General features: G+C 61.9%; 15 protein-coding genes. 5 read left to right on the forward strand and 10 right to left on the reverse strand.

Going from position 1 to position 17221, the window contains the following annotated elements; genetic code table 11:
* Positions 1-308: 308 nt before the first annotated feature.
* The 6 genes from ACIQWS_RS07140 to ACIQWS_RS07165 all read right to left on the reverse strand — a co-directional run bounded on the left by ACIQWS_RS07140 (position 309) and on the right by ACIQWS_RS07165 (position 6709).
* Positions 309-1691: an FAD-binding oxidoreductase gene (locus tag ACIQWS_RS07140; RefSeq protein WP_403173602.1), complete on the reverse strand. Its 1383-nt coding sequence runs from the start codon at positions 1689-1691 to the stop codon at positions 309-311.
* Positions 1688-2500 (reverse strand): ABC transporter permease, encoded by an 813-nt coding sequence (locus ACIQWS_RS07145; protein ID WP_223615083.1) that lies wholly within the window; start codon positions 2498-2500, stop codon positions 1688-1690. Before ACIQWS_RS07145 ends, ACIQWS_RS07140 begins: the two co-directional genes overlap by 4 nt.
* A gap of 3 nt (positions 2501-2503) precedes the next feature.
* Entirely contained in the window at positions 2504-3334 is an 831-nt protein-coding gene (locus ACIQWS_RS07150; RefSeq protein WP_346307238.1) for an ABC transporter permease, read from the reverse strand.
* Positions 3335-3404: 70 nt separating this feature from the next.
* The gene (locus ACIQWS_RS07155) at positions 3405-4520 is read right to left on the reverse strand and encodes an ABC transporter substrate-binding protein (RefSeq protein ID WP_403173621.1); all 1116 of its coding nucleotides are present in this window, start codon (positions 4518-4520) and stop codon (positions 3405-3407) included.
* Positions 4521-4585: 65 nt separating this feature from the next.
* Entirely contained in the window at positions 4586-5692 is a 1107-nt protein-coding gene (locus ACIQWS_RS07160; protein ID WP_403173632.1) for an ABC transporter ATP-binding protein, read from the reverse strand.
* A gap of 126 nt (positions 5693-5818) precedes the next feature.
* The gene (locus ACIQWS_RS07165) at positions 5819-6709 is read right to left on the reverse strand and encodes a LysR substrate-binding domain-containing protein (protein ID WP_403173636.1); all 891 of its coding nucleotides are present in this window, start codon (positions 6707-6709) and stop codon (positions 5819-5821) included.
* A 113-nt stretch (positions 6710-6822) separates the two neighbouring features.
* Between ACIQWS_RS07165 and ACIQWS_RS07170 the strand changes: the two genes are divergently transcribed.
* The 3 genes from ACIQWS_RS07170 to ACIQWS_RS07180 all read left to right on the forward strand — a co-directional run bounded on the left by ACIQWS_RS07170 (position 6823) and on the right by ACIQWS_RS07180 (position 11060).
* Entirely contained in the window at positions 6823-8406 is a 1584-nt protein-coding gene (locus ACIQWS_RS07170; RefSeq protein ID WP_403177548.1) for an amidohydrolase, read from the forward strand.
* Between the two features lie 15 nt (positions 8407-8421).
* A complete protein-coding gene (locus ACIQWS_RS07175) occupies positions 8422-9357 on the forward strand; it encodes a dimethylarginine dimethylaminohydrolase family protein (RefSeq protein WP_403173641.1) in 936 nt (311 codons plus the stop codon).
* 278 nt (positions 9358-9635) lie between these two features.
* Entirely contained in the window at positions 9636-11060 is a 1425-nt protein-coding gene (locus ACIQWS_RS07180; RefSeq protein ID WP_403173643.1) for an aldehyde dehydrogenase family protein, read from the forward strand.
* A 30-nt stretch (positions 11061-11090) separates the two neighbouring features.
* Here the strand turns inward: ACIQWS_RS07180 and ACIQWS_RS07185 are convergent, their stop codons facing one another.
* The 4 genes from ACIQWS_RS07185 to ACIQWS_RS07200 are packed head-to-tail and all read right to left on the reverse strand — an operon-like array spanning position 11091 to position 15386.
* Positions 11091-12677: a 5-guanidino-2-oxopentanoate decarboxylase gene (locus ACIQWS_RS07185; protein ID WP_403173645.1), complete on the reverse strand. Its 1587-nt coding sequence runs from the start codon at positions 12675-12677 to the stop codon at positions 11091-11093.
* Positions 12674-13861 carry a pyridoxal phosphate-dependent aminotransferase gene (locus tag ACIQWS_RS07190; RefSeq protein WP_403177551.1) on the reverse strand — a complete coding sequence of 396 codons (1188 nt, stop codon included), beginning with the start codon at positions 13859-13861 and terminating at the stop codon, positions 12674-12676. Before ACIQWS_RS07190 ends, ACIQWS_RS07185 begins: the two co-directional genes overlap by 4 nt.
* Positions 13861-14517 (reverse strand): TetR family transcriptional regulator C-terminal domain-containing protein, encoded by a 657-nt coding sequence (locus tag ACIQWS_RS07195; protein ID WP_346305228.1) that lies wholly within the window; start codon positions 14515-14517, stop codon positions 13861-13863. Before ACIQWS_RS07195 ends, ACIQWS_RS07190 begins: the two co-directional genes overlap by 1 nt.
* Complete coding sequence (locus ACIQWS_RS07200) at positions 14514-15386, reverse strand: dimethylarginine dimethylaminohydrolase family protein (protein WP_105732940.1); 873 nt, start codon at positions 15384-15386, stop codon at positions 14514-14516. The genes ACIQWS_RS07195 and ACIQWS_RS07200 overlap by 4 nt, the downstream gene beginning before the upstream one ends.
* 170 nt (positions 15387-15556) lie before the next feature.
* Between ACIQWS_RS07200 and ACIQWS_RS07205 the strand changes: the two genes are divergently transcribed.
* Together ACIQWS_RS07205 and ACIQWS_RS07210 are read left to right on the forward strand one after the other, a co-directional pair.
* Positions 15557-16381 (forward strand): ABC transporter ATP-binding protein, encoded by an 825-nt coding sequence (locus ACIQWS_RS07205; protein WP_105732939.1) that lies wholly within the window; start codon positions 15557-15559, stop codon positions 16379-16381.
* A 60-nt stretch (positions 16382-16441) separates the two neighbouring features.
* Positions 16442-17221, forward strand: a complete 780-nt coding sequence (locus ACIQWS_RS07210; protein ID WP_403173655.1) for a transporter substrate-binding domain-containing protein — start codon at positions 16442-16444, stop codon at positions 17219-17221.

Consider the following 17221-nt stretch of genomic DNA (forward strand, 5'->3'; position numbering starts at 1 on the left):
AAAGCCGATAGGAGAATGGCTGGACCATGGCTGAAACGATAACCCTGCATGGGGTGCCCGAGAAGCCCGAACGCGCCACATGCTTTGTTCTCAGCGACATGGCTGGGAAGAGCAGAATACGCTTGTTGCAATGATATCGTGCGTGGTTCGACAAGCTCACCATGAGGGAGATGGCGGGCTGCAAGGCCAATCGGAAATGTTGAGTTTGAACACTCCTGCAGAATATGGCTCCCTGCAAAGCACCAATCTCCCTCATGGTGAGCTTGTCGAACCACGCACACCAGTAATGCCATGTGTTATTTGAATGGCTAACCAATAATTTTACCCGGGTTCATGATGCCGTTCGGATCGATGGTCCGCTTGATCGTCCGCATCAGGGAAAGTTTCACCGGGTCGGCCAGCGCCTGCAGTTCCGGCATCTTTTCAAGGCCAATACCGTGTTCGGCGGAAAACGAGCCGCCCATCTGCCGCAGGTTGGCATAGACGATGTCCTTGACCGCATCCTTGTGCGGGTTCTCATCTTCGCCGGCCACGCAGATATGCAGATTGCCGTCGCCGAGATGGCCGAAGGCAAAGCCCCTGACATCGGCGCCGAGCGACGCGACGCCGCTGTCGAACTGCCTGAGATAGGCATCCAGATGCTGCAGCGGCACGGAAATGTCGAACCAGTAGCCATGCGGATAGGCACGGGTGATGACATTGCTGTCTTCGCGGATATTCCAGATGTCGTTCCGTTCCTTGCCGCTCTGGGCAATGATGGCGTCGAGCACCAGTTCGTTTTCGATGGCAGCGCCAAGCGCCTCTTCCAGCGCTGTTTGTGCGGCTTGCTGGTCGAGGCCTTCGGTTTCGACAATGAGATAGACCGGCGCTGCGGTGAATGCGGCGAGCGATGCGGGACCAAGGGCTTCGACGGCAAGGCTGAAGTAGTTCTGCGCCATGAATTCGGTGCGCAGCAGACGCAGCGCGCGATCCTGCCGGAGCGTCTGGAACAGTGACACCGCCGTTGCGGCGGACGGGCAGGCGACAAGTGCGGTGGCGGTAAACCGGTCGACCGGCGCCAGTGCGAGGACGGCGCGGGTGACGATGCCGAGCGTGCCTTCCGCGCCGATGAAAAGCTGCTTCAGGTCATATCCCTCATTGCTCTTGGTCACTTCGGCGAGATCGCTCATGATGGAGCCGTCGGGCAGGACCACTTCGAGCCCCAGCACGCGCTGGCGCATGACGCCGAGCCGGAATGCTTCCATGCCGCCCGCATTGGTGGAAATCATGCCGCCGATGGTGGCGCTGCCGCGCGAGGGGATGTCAATGCCGGTGGTAAGGCCGACCTTGGCGGCTTCCTCCTGCAGCGCCTGCAGGGTGACGCCGCTTTCGACGATGGCGGTTCCCGCCGCCGCGTGTACGGATTCGATGCGGTTGAGCGCAGCCAGCGACAGAATGATTTCGTCCCTCTGCGAGACGGCGCCGCCGGCAAGGCCGGTGCGCCCGCCATGCGGGACAATGGCGATCCGGTTGTCGTTGCAGAATTTGACGATGGCGCAGACCTGTTCGACATTTCGGGGGATGGCCATCAGCCCCGCATCGAGATTGTACGGATCGGAGCCCGGATGAATGGCCCGCAAGGCGTCGCCCGTCTTGATTCCGCCCGCGCCGGTTATCGCCTCAAGCGCTGCTACACTATGGTCTGCAATCATTTTGTCTCCGATGTCCCGCGCCGTTCGATGAAAATCCTCAGGGCGAGGATGACCGCGGTGACGATGATCAGAAGCACGGAAATGGCGGCGATGGCAGGATCAATATTGTCGCGCAGGCCCATCCACATCAGGCGTGGCAGGGTAATGGCATTGACGCTGGTGATGAACAGGGTAACGCCGATCTCCTCCCAGGACAGTACGAAGGACAGCAGCGCCGCGGTGGCGATGCCGAATTTGATATTGGGAATGATGATGCGGAAGGCGCGGGTGGTCAGATCAGCGCCAAGACCGCGGGCGGCGAGATCGATGCGCCGGTCCACCTGGAACAGCGCGACGAGGATGAGAACCACGGCAAAGGGCGTGATCATCACCGCATGGGCCAGCGCCACGCCGATCCATGTGTCATAGCCGATGAAGCTGTTGAAGGCGGAAAGCGTCGTCATGAGGAAATACAGCGTCATGGCCGATACGACGGGTGGGACGATCAGCGGCAGCAGCACGAAGCCGATGAGCAGCGCGGAAAAGCGCGGCTGGAACATCCAGATGCCGAGGCCGAACAGGGTGGCGAGCACCGTGGCGATCGCGCTGGAAAGAATGCCGATGCGCAGGCTGAGCAGCACGCTCTGTCCCCATGCCGGATTGTCGATGAGGGCCTGGTAATGTCGCAGCGACAGCGTGCCCGTCGGCATCGACAGAAACCGTTGCGGCGTGAACGAGACGGGCACCACGGCCAGAAGCGGCATCAGCAGGAACAGTGCGACAGCGGTGGCAATGATCAGGAGGACGGGACCGGGACGGGATGATTGCATGGGTCAGCCCACCAGATGCGCGGGTTTGATGAAGCGGCGCATGAGTGCGAGCAGGATGCCGATGAACAGCACCAGCACCACGCTGATCGCCGCACCGAGCCCCCAGTCGGGGCTCTGGAAGATCCGCAGATACACCAGTTCTGCCACCATGACGCTGCGGCCGCCGCCGAGAATGGCCGGGGTGACGAAGAAGCCGAGGGCGAAGACGAAGACGATCAGCGCCGCGCCGATCAGGCCGCCATAGGTCAGCGGCACGAAGACGCTCCAGAAGATGCGGCTGCGCGATGCGCCCATGCCGCGCGCCGCCAGAAGCACGCGCTCGTCAATGGCGCGCATGGCCGAGGCAATGGGAAAGACCGCGAAGGGAATAAGAAAATGCGTCATGCCGACGATGACGCCGAACTCGTTGCGAGCCAGCGCCAGCGGTTCGCTGATGATACCGGCCGCCTGCAGCCAGGTGTTGATGAGGCCGCGATTGGAGAGGAGCGCCAGCCAGCCGAAGGCGCGGGTCAGCACGGAAATCCAGAAGGGCACGAGAATGCAGAATTCCGCCAGCATGCGTTGCACCGGTGTGCCGCGCACCCAGACATAGGCGATGGCATAGGCCATGACCAGCACGGCGGCGGTGACGATCAGGCAGATGCGCAGCGTGCGGATGAACACGGACTGGACGAGCGGATCGGTAAGCACGGCGCGATATTGCCCAAGCCCCGGTTCGGGCAGGGTGACGCTCCATCTGACGACACCGAGAAACGGCACCACATAGGCAAGCCCGAGAAACAGCAGCAGCGGCGCAAGCAGCAGGATTGTTCGTGATGTCGCCGACTTTCCCATTCAAAATCCCTGTTGCTGTCAAAATGCGGCCGGTGATCTCCCCCGCAAGGGGAAGATCACCAAGCCATGCTCAAGCCGAGATGACTTTCGTGTATTCGTCGAAAGCCGAGGCATAGTGTTCGGCATACCATTCCATGTTCAGCGGGATCTGCTTGGCCATGTTGGCCGGATCGACGCAATTGACCCGCTTCTTGTCGGCTGGAATGAGCGCATCGGTGGCCGGATTGGCCGGGCCCTGTCCGAGCAGTTCGAACATCTGCAGCTGGCGTTCCGGCGTCTGCGCGCTGGCGATGAACTTCATCGCATTGTCCTTGCCGCCGGGATTGTTTTTCATGACGGCCAGGGCGCCGGGTGAAATCAGGCCCTGATCCCAGACGAATTTGATATTGCCGCCGGAATCCTTTTCGAGCAGTTGCGCGCGGGTCGACCAGATCAGCGCCATGGAGGCTTCGCCGTCCATGAGCACGGACTGGCTCTCGGCGCCGCCGCCCCAATAGGCCACGACGTTTTCCTTGAAGGCGGCGATCTTGTCATGGGCGCGCTTCAGGTCGAGCGGGTAGAGTTTTTCCGGCGCCACACCATCGGCCATCAGCGCCGCTTCCCACATCGCCGAGCCCCATTTGTAGAGGGAGCGCTTGCCGGGGAATTTCTTCACATCGAAAAAGTCGGCCATCCCCGTTGGCACGTGATCGCCGAATTTCGACGAGTCATAGGCGATGATGTAGGAGAAGAAATAGGTCGATGCCGCATGATCCCAGCCGAAGCCGGGGCGCATCTTTTTCCTGTCGACAATGGCGTAGTCGATTGGCTGGAGCATGCCCTGCTTACCCAAGGTGATACCGGAGAAGGGATCGATGTCCATCAGGTCCCAGCTGGGCTTGCCGCTCTTGAACTGGGCGGTGATGGCGCCTTCCGTCGGGCCGGAACCGTCCATCTTGACGGCAATGCCGCTCTCCTTGGTGAAGGGCTGGCCATAGGCCTTGTCATAGGCGGTCATGGCATCGCCGCCCCAGTTGACCAGCACGAGGTCTTTCGCCTGTGCCAGTGCCCGGTTCGAGCGCATGAGGGCCGGCGCACCCGCCAGCAGCATCGCGGCCATCTGGGTAAACCGGCGGCGGCTGATTTCGCCGCGTTCCACCTTTTCAGCCAGTATTTCCAGGCAGTCTTTTTGAAATGCGTGATCCATTGTGTTCCCCTAGGATTGTTATTGTCACATTCCGTATGTCCGGCCCTGTGGCCGTATGCGTGGTTCTAGGTCTGGTGCGGCAGTAAAAACCCCTGTTCTATGGGCCAGGACACCCAGACATCGGCGCGGTGCGCAAAGGGCGGCGTTGCAACCGTCGGCATCGACACCGCGATCGATGCCCCGGTGCGGGTTTTCAGGTGATAGCGGGTGACGGCGCCGAGATAGGTCGCATCCTCGACCCGGCAGGCGATGGCATTGTGCCCGGCGTTCTGCGGCGCTGCCGCGATGGTCATATGTTCGGGGCGCACGGCGGCGACGGCTTTTGGCCCGATCTGCGGTTTGGTCCGGGCAAGCACGATGGTCCTGTCCTCGAACTGCCCGGCCGCCCTGTCGCCATCGAGGCGCAGCGCATCGAGCGGCAGAAGATTGATCTCGCCGAGAAACTCCGCGACGAAGCGATTGGCCGGCCGTTCATAGACGTCCTGCGGGCGTCCGACCTGCAAAAGCTCGCCATGGTTGAAAATTGCCACGCGGGAGGACAGAGCGAGGGCCTCCGACTGGTCATGCGTGACGAAAACAAAGGTCGTGCCGGTTTCCTGATGCAGGCGTTTGACTTCCTCCTGCATCATCTCACGCAAATTCTTGTCGAGAGCGGAGAAGGGCTCATCCAGCAGCAGCACCGAGGGTTCGAAAGCCAGCGCCCGCGCAAGAGCAACACGCTGCTGCTGGCCGCCGGAGAGTTTTGTCGGCAGCTTTTTCTCGTGCCCGATGAGGCCGACCCGCTCGACCATCTCGCCGACGCAGCGCTTGATGTCGGCGGCGGAGCGACCGCGCACCTTGAGCGGGAAGGCAATATTCTGTTCAACCGTCAGGTGCGGGAACAGGGCATAACCCTGGAACACCATGCCGTAGGAGCGGTCTTCGGCCGGCACATCGGTGATATCCCGGCCATCCATCATCAGGCGGCCTTCACTCGGCGCGGTAAAGCCGGCGAGAATCATCAGGAATGTGGTTTTTCCCGATCCGGAAGGACCGAGAAGGGTGAGAAACTCGCCGCGTCCGATGTCGAGCGACAAATCCTTCAGCGCACGGAATGCACCGAACGTCTTGCCAATGGAAACAGCCTTGATCTCGGCGGCTTTCGCATCGCCCAGTTGCATGCGTTGAGGCATTGATTGACCTCTTTCCCCTTCTTTTCGGGAAAGCCTAGGCACAATCTCCGGTGACGACAATTGAAATATATTGCCGCGATACGTGAATGAAATTCACGCCAGCATGAGCAGATGTTATTCCTGACCTCATGCGTTGCGCGTTTGCGACAGGCGCGATTTCAGCCATTCCGTGAACGCCAGCTGGGCCGGATGCTCGATCTTGGCGAAATCCGTGACGAGAAAATACGACTTCGGCGACTTGATGCTGAGGTCGAACGGACGGATGAGTTGACCTGCCTTCATGGCTTTGCGGCAGGTGAGCTCATCGCCCATGGCAACGCCCTGCGCCGTGATGGCGGCGGAATAGACAAGGTTCATGTCGGAAAAGATGATGCCGCGCTCCGAATCCGGGTTCTCGACATTGGCCAGCGCCATCCAGCGGGTCCAGTCCTCGAAATCGCCCAGATGCAGCAGCGGCGCGCGCAACAGGTCTCTTGGCTCGGCGATGCCGCCGATCTTGTTGAGCAGCACCGGGCTGCACAGCGGCGTGAATTCTACCTCGCACAGCAGTTCCACCGCGCGGTTCGGCCAGTTGCCGTCGCCGAAGGCTATAAAAATATCGACAGTGGAATCAGTCACGTCGTCGAGCTTGCGCGGCGTGACGATGCGCAGCGCGACGTCGGGATATTTCTGCTGAAACTCGGCGATATGGGTGCACAGCCACAGCGACGCGAAGCCCGCCGTCGAACTCACGCACAATGATCCGCCGACACCTGCCGGGCTTTGCCGGCCGCCGGCATCGTCGATGACGATCAGCGCCTTGCGCACGTCATTGGCATATTTGCGGCCGCGCGGCGTGAGCGCCACGCCCTTGCCGTCGCGTTGCAGCAGTTCGAAGCCGAGGTCGCGCTCCAAAAGGCGCAGCTGATGGCTGACCGCACTGCGGGTGAGATGCAGCTCTTCCGCAGCACGCCAGACGCTGCCGTGCCTTGCAAAACTCTCGAGCGACCGCAGGGCCTGGGTGGAAGGAATGCGCATGAATGGAATTCCGGTTGATGAGGTGAATAGAATTTGCACGTTTTGAAAAAACATATCACTTTTTGTCCCGCCTTCCAGATGATTATCTCGCCGCAACGGGGAGATGGATCGTGATCACGGCAGCAGGAAGCACAGCGCTGGATTTTGTCGATGCGCATCAGGCCGACCTGTCGGCATGGACGCGCACCATTTTCGATTTCGGCGAAACCGCCTGGCGCGAATATCAATCGGCGGAATGGTATGTGGCGCTGCTGCGCCGCGAGGGTTTTGACGTCGAGGTCGGCTCGGGCGGCATGCCCACGGCATTCTGCGCGCACTGGACCAACAGGGCGGGAACAACTGGCAAATCCCCTGTCATCGGCATGTATGCGGAATATGACGCCGTCCCCGGCAACTGCCAGGATGCGGCCACGGTCAAACGGCCAAGACCCGGCCTGAGCGAGCATGCGGGCGGCCACACGGACCCGCATTCGGGGCTCGGCATTTCCAGTCTCGGCGGGCTGCTGGCAACAAAGGCCGCCATGCAGAAGCATGGCATTGCAGGCACGCTGCGCTTTACCGGCGAACCCGCCGAAAAGGTGCGGGGCTCGAAACCCATCCATGCCGCCAAGGGCTATTATGACGGGCTGGACGGGATGATCTCGTTTCATCCGTTCTACATGCTGCCGCTGTGCAATACGGTGCGCTGGGAGACCCACTGCGGCGCCGCCTATTCGATGATCTACCGCTTTGTCTGCGACCAGCCGGAGGGCTGGGGGCTCAGCGACGGTGCGCCGATCCCGCAATCCCATTCGGCGGTGCGCGCCCCCGGCGCCAACGATGCGCTGATGATGATGTACATGGCCTCGAAGGCGCTGCGCGATTCCATGCTGCCGCATCAGGGCGGCTGGTCGATCAGCGAAGCGATCCTGACGGCGGGGCAGGCGACGGCCGACAATCTTCCCGCCGGGCTTGCGGAAATCCAGTACATGATGCGCGTGCCTGACATTGCCATGGCCGAGCGCGTCACCGCCGTGCTCGACCGCAACGCCGAGCACGCTGCCGCCATGACCGGCTGCCGGGTGGAGCGGCACTGGGTGTGCAAGTCGCGGCCCGGTCTTGCCAACCATGCCATGGCCGAAGTGACCTGGGATGCCCTGCAGGCTGTCGGCGCACCGCGCTGGAACGAGGCGGCAAAGGCGGTTGCGCGGGAGATTCAGGTGAATGCCGGGATCGATGCGATGCGGGACCCGTTTCTCGATGAATGCGAGGCATTGATCGCGCCTCGGGAAGCCGAAGCGATCCTGCGCCGCGACCTGCCGCCATCGCAGATCAATTCCACCTCCGACGACTATACCGACATGACATGGCACGCGCCGACCGTACGGTTCTACGTGGCGCGGCCCGCCCTGAAGGCACCGAAGGGATTTGCCTATCCCGGCTGGGTGATGAATGCGCTCGGCGGTATTTCCGCGACCATCGATCCGATGGTGCTGACCGCCGCCAGGACGGTGGCGGTGACGGCCCTGCGCCTGCTTGAGGATGGCGGGGCGAGGGACAAGGCAAAGGACGAATTCATTCAGCGCACCGGCGGCGGCATTGGTGGGTCAAACTGGATCGCACCGCTATGCGACTACGAGCCGCCGATTCATTTCCGCTGGCCGGAATATGTGACCACTGCACGCGGGCGGGAGTGGTGGATACCCACGCGCCCCTGACGAGGAGACGGACCAATGACACGCCATGAACAGGGCTTTGACAGCGATGCTTTCACACTCAAGCGCCGCAATCCGAACGGCGGCACCGCGCCGCTGAAAGGCTGGGGCTTTCGCAACGAAACCGACCCGCTGACCGATGTCCTTTTGGGCTCCCCAGCCTTTCTGCGCCACATGGCGACAAGCTCGCTGTCCCGCAAGCATCTGCGCGAGGCGCCGTGCAACATTCAGACCGCACAGGCCCAGCACAAGGAACTGGTCGCCGCCTATGAGCATTTCGGTGTGAAGATCCACTGGCATGAGCCGGAACCGGAACTGCCGATGCAGGTCTATTCCCGCGATTCCAGCGTCATGACGCCCTATGGCGCCATCATCACAGCCATGTCCAACTGGTGGCGGCGCGGCGAGAACTATGCCGCGATCCGCACCTATGAAAAGCTTGGCATTCCGATCTACGACATGGTGACCGCCGGCACCTTCGAGGGCGGTGATTTCAACGTGATCGAGGAGGGCTGCGTCCTCATCGGCTGCGGCGGCGCCCGCACGCAGGAGGAGGGCGCGCGGCAGGTGGAGGAATGGTTCCGGCGGGAAGGCTGGGAGACGCGCCTTGCCTTCATCGATGAGTATTACGTGCATATCGACCTGATGGTGGTGCCGATTGCGCCGAAACTGACCGCCGTGTGCCTTGCCTGCACCGAGCCGGGCATTGTCGACTGGCTGAAAGCCAAGGGCCACGAGATCATCGATGTGCCGTTTCAGGACACGATGAATCTCGGCTGCAATTTCATGGCGCTGGGCAGGGACCGGATCATCGCGCCGTCGTCGAGCAAGACGCTGATTGACAAGCTGCGCGCGCGCGGATTCGAGGTGGCTGCGGTGGATATGAGCGAGATTTCCAAAACCGGCGGCGGCATTCACTGCATGGCACAGGCGCTGGTGCGCTCGGCGGAGTGAGAGTGGTTTTACCCCCCTCTGTCCTGCCGGACATCTCCCCCACAAGGGGGGAGATCACATTGACATCAATGATTCCGTATCATTTTCAACGTTGAAGGTTGGCTGAAACCATTGTGAAAGCTGATCTCCCCCCTTGTGGGGGAGATGGGCGGCAGCCCAGAGGGGGGTGATAGCGATAGTCGGCCACCACATAAACTTTCCGTCGTTTTTCCTTCTAGCAACCAAGCGAAAAGCCCCATACCATTTCCGGGACAAACGGCATTCATAAGGAGGCGACGATGCTCATCAAGCGGGATTTCTACATCAATGGCGCATGGGTGCCGCCTCTCATGGCCAATGATCTCGAGGTGATCAACCCGGCGACAGAAAAGCCGATCGCTGTCATCTCCATGGGCACGGCAGCCGATATCGACCGCGCCGTGGCTGCGGCGAAAACGGCCTTCCAGACCTACAGCCGGACGTCGGTGGAGGAGCGGCTGGCGCTCCTGGAAAAGCTGCTTGAAATCTACAAGCGCCGATATGACGAGATGGCGCAAACCATTACGCTGGAGCTCGGCGCGCCGATCACCATGAGCACCCAGCAGCAGGCGGATGTCGGTGTCGGCCATCTCCAGGGCTTTATCGACGCGCTGAAAGCCCTGCATATGCGCGAGGAACTGCCGAATGGCGATCTGCTGGTGCGCGAGCCCATCGGCGTGTGCGGGCTGATCACGCCGTGGAACTGGCCGATCAACCAGATCGCGCTGAAGGTCGTCCCGGTGCTGGCCACCGGCAGCACCTGTGTGCTGAAGCCGAGCGAGTTCACGCCGCTCAATGCGCTGCTTTACGCGGAGATGGTGGATGAGGCAGGCTTTCCAGCGGGCGTGTTCAACCTCGTCAACGGCGACGGTGCGACGGTGGGCGCGGCTTTGTCGAAGCATAAGGACGTCGACATGATGTCGTTCACCGGCTCGACCCGCGCCGGTATCGCCGTCAGCAAGGATGCGGCCGAAACGGTCAAGCGCGTCACGCTGGAACTGGGCGGCAAGTCGCCGAACATCGTGTTCGAGGATGCCGATCTGGAAGATCGCGTCGCGGGCAGTGTGCTCGAATGTTTCAACAACAGCGGCCAGTCCTGCGATGCGCCGACGCGCATGCTGGTGCAGCGCTCGGTCTACGACAAGGCGGTGAAAATCGCCGAAGCCACCGGCAGGCAGGCACAGGTCGGTGATCCGCAGGAGGAGGGCGATCATATCGGCCCGCTCGTCAGCCATATCCAGTATGGCCGGGTGCAGAACCTGATCGAAGCGGGTATTTCCGAGGGCGCACGGGTGCTGGTCGGCGGTGCGGGCAAGCCAGCGGGCTATGAAACCGGCTATTTCGTCCGCCCCACCATTTTTGCCGATGTGCGCAACGATATGCGCATTGCGCGGGAAGAAGTGTTCGGGCCCGTGCTCGCGCTCATCCCGTTCGATACGGAGGAAGAAGCCATCGCCATCGCCAATGACACGCCCTATGGCCTCGCCGCCTATGTGCAGACGGGCGATGCCAAGCGCGCGGAGCGGGTGGCATCAAGGCTGAAAGCCGGCATGGTGCATATCAATGGCGGCCCGCATCGCTATGGCAGCCCGTTCGGCGGCTATAAGCAGTCCGGCAATGGCCGCGAGGGCGGAAAATTCGGGCTGGAAGACTTTCTCGAGGTCAAGACTATCCACCGGCCGTAACGGGCAGAAATGGTTGATGGCGAAGCGCCATCAACCAATCAATGTTTCATCGATTTCAATCAGATAGGCCTGTCCGCTCGCCTTGGCTTTCAACAGGGCGGCGGGCAGTTCCTCCAATGTTTTCAGCTTCTGCGAAGCCACGCCATAGGCTTCTGCGATTTTCAGGTAATCGGGTGCCGAGGGACGCACGCCCACCGGATTGATGTGGACATCGCGCATGGCGCGCTCGATTTCCTGATAGCCCTGATTGTTCCAGACGACGAAAATAACCGGGACTCTCTCGTCGACCGCAGCGCCGAGTTCCCCCAGCACGAACTGAAACCCGCCATCGCCCACGATGCAGATCGTCGAGGTCTCGGGCTGGCCGAGGGCCGCACCGATGGCGGCGGGCGGGCCGAAGCCGAGCGCGCCGAAGCCTGTCGCTGCATTGAACCAGCCGCCGACGCGGTCATGATCGTAATAGAGATTGCCGGAATAGATGGCCTGCGTGGAATCGCCGACGATGAGTGAGCCCGGCAGCGTGTCGCGCAGGATATTCAGAAAGCGCACATGGCTTTGCGTGCGCGGACCGATCTCAGCCCATGCCGCATCGCGTGTTGCCAGGGCGCGGTCTTCGCCGGACTTCGTGTTGCGCCGCGCGGGCAAGGTAGCAGCGAGCGCTTCGACGGTTTCCCTGGCCGAAGCCTCGATGGGCATGAAGGCGGGACGTCGGTCGAGTTGTCCGGCATCGATGTCGATGCGCACAAGGCGTTTCAACTCGGGAAAACCGCCATCGCCATACATGTCATAATCGGTCGGTCCCATTTCCGTGCCGATGGCGAGGACAAGATCGCTTTCCGCAAGAAGAGTGCGCACGGCGGTGAGGCTGGCGCTGGCCGGGATCAGCAGCGGGTGATTGTGCAGGATGCCGCGCGCATTGGTGGTTGCCACCACGGGCGCATCCAGCTTCTCCGCCAAACCCTTGAGTTCCGCCGCAGCGCCCTTGGCGCCGCCGCCGATGAGAATGACCGGACGTTCCGCCGCAAGGCACTGGCGGGTGAGTTCCGCCATGGTTTCGGCCGATGCCTGCGGGATTGGCGCATCGGACAACTGGCGGCTCGCACCATCCAGCGGCTGCGCCATCACGTCGAGCGGTATCTCGATATGCACGGGGCCGGGACGCCGCGAGGCGAACAGCGCAAAGGCGCGGGCGAGCACGATGGGCAATTCGTCCGCTTTTTCAATGCGATGCGAGAACATTGCAACCGTCTGCAACATGGCGCGCTGATTGGGCAGTTCATGCAGGAAACCCATGCCCTTGCCGAGCGAGTCCCGCTGGTTGACGCCCGATATCACCAGCATGGGAATGGAATCGGCGCGCGCCTGGCCCATCGCGGTGATCGTGTTGGTGATGCCGGGACCGGTGATGACAAAGGCAACGCCGGGCTTGCCGGTTGCCCGGGCATAGCCGTCGGCCATGAAGCCCGCGCCCTGTTCGTGGCGCGGCGTGATGTGGCGTATCGTCGATGCGGCAAGGCCGCGATAGAGTTCGATGGTGTGGACACCGGGAATGCCGAAGACGGTATCGACATCGTAGGATTCAAGCAGATGGACGAGGGCTTCACCGACCGTGGTCATGCGGATTTCCGTTGCTGGAGGCGGGTTGCGAGGCGGACGATCCCGGCGCAGGCGGCATCGATCTTGTCATCGGCGACGCTGAGGCTGAGACGCAGGTACCCGGCGAGATTGTCGCCGAAGGATTCGCCGGGCATGACGGCCACGTGTTCCTCTTCGAGAAGACGCATGGCGAAATCATTGCCGCTCAATCCGGTGGCGCGGATGTCGGCGAGAATGAACATGCCCGCCTGCGGCACGTCGGCGCCGATGCCGGCAATGCCGTCGAGCCGCTTGGAGATCAGTTGGGCGCGGCGGAAATAGCTCTCGCGCATCGTGGCAGCGGCCACCGATGGCTGGCCGAGGGCATAGGCGGTCATGTCGGCGATGAAGGGCTGGACGCCGAACAGCATGGATTCGGACAGCGGCAGCAGTTTCTGTGTGAATTCCGCCGGGCCGACGCACCAGCCGCTGCGGAAACCCGGCGCGGCATGGGATTTGGAAATGGAGGCAACGGCAATCGTCCGGTCGGCGAGTTCCGGCCGGTCGAGCGGCGAGGCAAAACTGCCGTCAAAGATCAGCAGTTCGTAGACCTCGTCGGAGACGATCCACAGATTGTGTTTGCGGCAGACTTCACCGATCTCGGCCACTTCCTTGGCGCTCAGCACGGCCCCGGTCGGGTTGTGCGGGGTGTTGAGGAGGAGGACACGGGATTTCGGCGTGATCGCCTTTTCCAGATCGGCGGCCTGCATGCGGAAACCATTTTCCGGCCGCAGCGGAACGGACACGCGCGTTGCGCCGGTGGCGCGGACGACGCCGTCATAGGTGGCATAGAGCGGGTCGCCCGTGATGATCTCGTCGCCTTCCTCGGCAAGGCCGAGCATGACGAGCGACAGCGCGGTCTGCGTGCCGGGAAAGCACAGGATGTGTTCCGGACCGATGGCCCGGCCGGTGCGTGCGGTGTACTTTGCCGAAAGCGCCGCGAGAACGCCGGGTTCGCCACGCCCGTTGGAATAGCCGGTGCGGCCGGAGCGCATGGCGTGTTCGGCCACATCCAGCATGTCGGTGGGGGTGGGAATATCCGGTTCGCCGATGGTGAGCTCAATGATCTCATGACCCGCGCGCTTCATTTCGCGCGCACGGATATGCACGGCCCATTTATCCGATCCCAGTCCGGCCAGACGGCCGGTCACAGACGCATAGCGCATCATTGGGCGCCTCCTTCAGCTTGTAATGAAATTCCCAGTACGGCTTCAATAGCGGCAACCCCGGTTTCCGCCAATTCCCCATCGTCGAAAATATCGCCGGCAAGACAGCCTTCCAGCCATAATCCGTCGATGATGGCGTTGATAGCGATGGCGTGGCGGCGGGTATGGTTCGGTTCCGCCGGTTTGCCGGCGGCGCGCAGCGCCTCGCGGATCAGGATTTCCAGCTCGTCGCGAAAGCCGAGATAGCCGTCGCGATGGGCGGAGGCCATGGCCGGGTCGGCATGCACCAGCGCAATGAAACCCGCCCACAGCGAGAGGTTGTGCGGGTCCATGATCGGTTCGCCGAGATTGGCGGTAACGAACGCCTGCAGGCGCGAACGCGGATCGTCAGCGGCATTCTGCAAGGCATCGCTGGCCTGCACGGTCATGCGGTTCATCACGGCGCGGTAGGCGGCGCCGATCAGGTCGTCCTTGGTCGGGAAGTAATAGCGGATCAGCCCGGCGGTTACATCGGCCCGCTGGGCGATTTCGCGCACGGTCGCACCGGCAAGACCGCGCTCGGCCACACATTCAAGCGTCGCGGCGATCAGATCCTCGCGGCGCTTGTCCTCGCCCTCACGGCGAAAGGTTTTGCGTGTGGCCGATTGTGCGTTCATTGCCGGAAAACCGGACGGGTGAGGCAGGTCGGGCCGCCCTCGCAGGCAATGCACAGCGCATCCGCCTCGAAGGTCGTGACGGTGCAGCCGGCGGCTTCCATGGCGGCCTTGGTCTTTTCGAATCCCGCCACGGCGATGACTTCATAGGGCGCCGTCGGCAGCACGTTGAGGTTGAGGCCGTTGCTGGCGGCAAATTCGTCTTCCGGCGCGGCGATCAGGCGAATGCCGCGCTCCTTCAGCAGCTGGTAGAAAGCGGCGGGCAGCAGCGGCAGGTGCACCAGCGCCAGGTCTTCGGCCAGCGGCGAAATGATCGACATCAGGTGCAGGCAGGCCTCTTCGCCCTGCCACAGCGGCAGGTCGAACCCGAGGACGGTGACGCCAAGCGGCTCGAGGATGGCGGCCATCTGCTCGATACCGGCCTGATTGGTGCGCACGCCGCGGCCGATGGCCAGGGTCTTGCTGTCGACCCAGACGCAGTCGCCGCCTTCGACGGTGCCCGGCGCGACGATGCGGCCGAGCACCGGCACATCCATCTGGCTGTAGGTTTCGTGGTGCAGGTCCGTCTCGTCGAGGCGCAGGGATTTGCCCATGCGCAGCAGGATCGCGCCCTTGTCGGTGACAAGCGAGGGGTCGTGCGTGAACACGGAATCCGACAATCCGTCATTGCCGTCCCTGATCCAGGTGATGTCGGCGCCCGACTGGGCGACGAGACCGGCAAAGACGCGGTGCTGTTCGGATGCGCGGCGCGGATCGAACTGCGGACCGTAATGCCAGACGTCGCGTTCGGCGCCCGCCATGACGCGGTCAGGCATGCGCATGATGACGCGTTTCAGGGGAAGGGCCATGGACTGGGAACCGAATGCGCTCATGCGACTGCTCTCTCGTAAAAATTGTATCTGGGAGTATTTATACGCTTGCATAATTAGAGCGCAAGTGGTGTGATGCCCTAAATTAGGCAGTTTCGCCTCATGCTGACAAAACAGGCAGAAATGAACGGTGTCATGACAGCAGGTGCAAGACAACCCATGGGAACCCGGCAATGACGGAGGCGTTGCGCGCATCCGTTGCCACGGACCCGCTCCAACCCGGTGCGGCCGAACGGGCCGAAGCCATCCACGTCTGGAACCTGCACAAGAAGTTCGGCGCCCTTGAGGTTCTCAAGGGCGTTTCGCTGACAGCCAGGGACGGCGACGTGGTCGCCATGATCGGCGGCAGCGGCTCGGGCAAATCAACCTTCCTGCGCTGCATCAATTTCCTCGAAAACCCGACGAGTGGCGTCATCCGCATCAATGGCGAGGACGTGCAGATGGTCAGCGACGGCGAGGGCGGCCAGTACCCCGCCAACCGGCGCCAGATCGAGCGTATCCGCAGCCGGCTTGGCATGGTGTTCCAGAATTTCAACCTCTGGCAGCACATGACCCTGATCCAGAATGTCATCGAAGTACCGGTTCACGTGCTGGGGATGAAGCGTGACGAAGCCATGGCCATCGGCGAGCAATTGCTGGAGCGGGTCGGGCTGTCGGCCAAGCGTGATGTCTATCCCGCCTTTCTCTCCGGCGGCCAGCAGCAGCGCGGCGCCATTGCCCGCGCGCTCGCCATCCAGCCGCGCGTCATGCTGTTCGACGAACCGACCTCCGCGCTCGATCCGGAACTGGTCGGAGAAGTCCTGAAAGTGATCGGTGACCTCGCCAAGGAGGGGCGGACGATGCTCCTGGTCACGCATGAGATGAAATTCGCCCGGGAAGTGGCGAGCCATGTCATGTATCTGCACAACGGTATCGTCGAAGAAGAGGGGCCACCGGAAGAATTGTTCGGATCACCAAAATCCGAACGTTTGAAGCAGTTTATCCGTACTGTTTCATAAGTCGCATGAAAAAATACAGGGAATAATCCTGGGGAACAATAAAGAGAAATGGAGATAGGAATGAAAGCTTTCTTGAAATCAGCGGTTGCCGCCGCTGTGCTGGTTGCCGGAATGGGAGTTGCCAGCGCTGAACAGATCAAGGTCGGCATTGCCGCCGAACCCTATCCGCCCTTCGCCTCGCCGGATGCCTCGGGCAAGTGGGAAGGCTGGGAAGTCGATGTCGCCCTTGCCATCTGCGCACAGGCCAAGCTTGATTGCGTCATCACGCCCGTGTCGTGGGACGGCATCATTCCGGCGCTGACCACCAAGAAGATCGACATGATCGCCGCTTCCATGTCGATCACGCCGGAACGCGAGAAGACCATCGATTTCTCCGACAAATATTACAACACGCCAACGGTCATTCTCGGCTCGAAGGACGTCAAGATGGACGCGTCGCCGGAAGGCCTGAAGGGCAAGGTGCTCGGCGTGCAGGTGTCGACCATCCACCAGGCCTATGCGAAGAAGCATTTCGCCGCGACCGCCGCCGAAATCAAGGAATACCAGACGCAGGACGAAGCCAATCAGGATCTGGCTGCCGGACGCATCGACGCCACACAGGCCGATTCGCTGGCACTCGAGACCTTTGCCCAGACCGATGCGGGCAAGGCCTGCTGCGAAATCAAGGGCAAGGTTGCGCCCGATCTGGAAGTGCTTGGACCCGGTGTCGGTGTCGGTCTGCGCAAGGGCGAGACGGAGCTAAAGACCAAGATCAATGCGGCCATCAAGGACATTCGCACCAACGGCAAGTATGACGAGATTTCGAAGAAATATTTCAACTTCGATATTTACGGGGGGTAA

Origin of the sequence: Phyllobacterium sp. NPDC097923, from assembly GCF_044760925.1 — a bacterium.
Taxonomy (GTDB): Bacteria; Pseudomonadota; Alphaproteobacteria; order Rhizobiales; family Rhizobiaceae; genus Phyllobacterium; species Phyllobacterium calauticae.

Coding starts and splice junctions, on each gene's coding strand:
- ACIQWS_RS07140 (WP_403173602.1), bottom strand. CDS start 1,691: ATGATTGCAGACCATAGTGTAGCAGCGCTTGAGGCGATAACCGGCGCG.
- ACIQWS_RS07145 (WP_223615083.1), bottom strand. CDS start 2,500: ATGCAATCATCCCGTCCCGGTCCCGTCCTCCTGATCATTGCCACCGCT.
- ACIQWS_RS07150 (WP_346307238.1), bottom strand. CDS start 3,334: ATGGGAAAGTCGGCGACATCACGAACAATCCTGCTGCTTGCGCCGCTG.
- ACIQWS_RS07155 (WP_403173621.1), bottom strand. CDS start 4,520: ATGGATCACGCATTTCAAAAAGACTGCCTGGAAATACTGGCTGAAAAG.
- ACIQWS_RS07160 (WP_403173632.1), bottom strand. CDS start 5,692: ATGCCTCAACGCATGCAACTGGGCGATGCGAAAGCCGCCGAGATCAAG.
- ACIQWS_RS07165 (WP_403173636.1), bottom strand. CDS start 6,709: ATGCGCATTCCTTCCACCCAGGCCCTGCGGTCGCTCGAGAGTTTTGCA.
- ACIQWS_RS07175 (WP_403173641.1), top strand. CDS start 8,422: ATGACACGCCATGAACAGGGCTTTGACAGCGATGCTTTCACACTCAAG.
- ACIQWS_RS07180 (WP_403173643.1), top strand. CDS start 9,636: ATGCTCATCAAGCGGGATTTCTACATCAATGGCGCATGGGTGCCGCCT.
- ACIQWS_RS07185 (WP_403173645.1), bottom strand. CDS start 12,677: ATGACCACGGTCGGTGAAGCCCTCGTCCATCTGCTTGAATCCTACGAT.
- ACIQWS_RS07190 (WP_403177551.1), bottom strand. CDS start 13,861: ATGCGCTATGCGTCTGTGACCGGCCGTCTGGCCGGACTGGGATCGGAT.
- ACIQWS_RS07195 (WP_346305228.1), bottom strand. CDS start 14,517: ATGAACGCACAATCGGCCACACGCAAAACCTTTCGCCGTGAGGGCGAG.
- ACIQWS_RS07200 (WP_105732940.1), bottom strand. CDS start 15,386: ATGAGCGCATTCGGTTCCCAGTCCATGGCCCTTCCCCTGAAACGCGTC.
- ACIQWS_RS07205 (WP_105732939.1), top strand. CDS start 15,557: ATGACGGAGGCGTTGCGCGCATCCGTTGCCACGGACCCGCTCCAACCC.
- ACIQWS_RS07210 (WP_403173655.1), top strand. CDS start 16,442: ATGAAAGCTTTCTTGAAATCAGCGGTTGCCGCCGCTGTGCTGGTTGCC.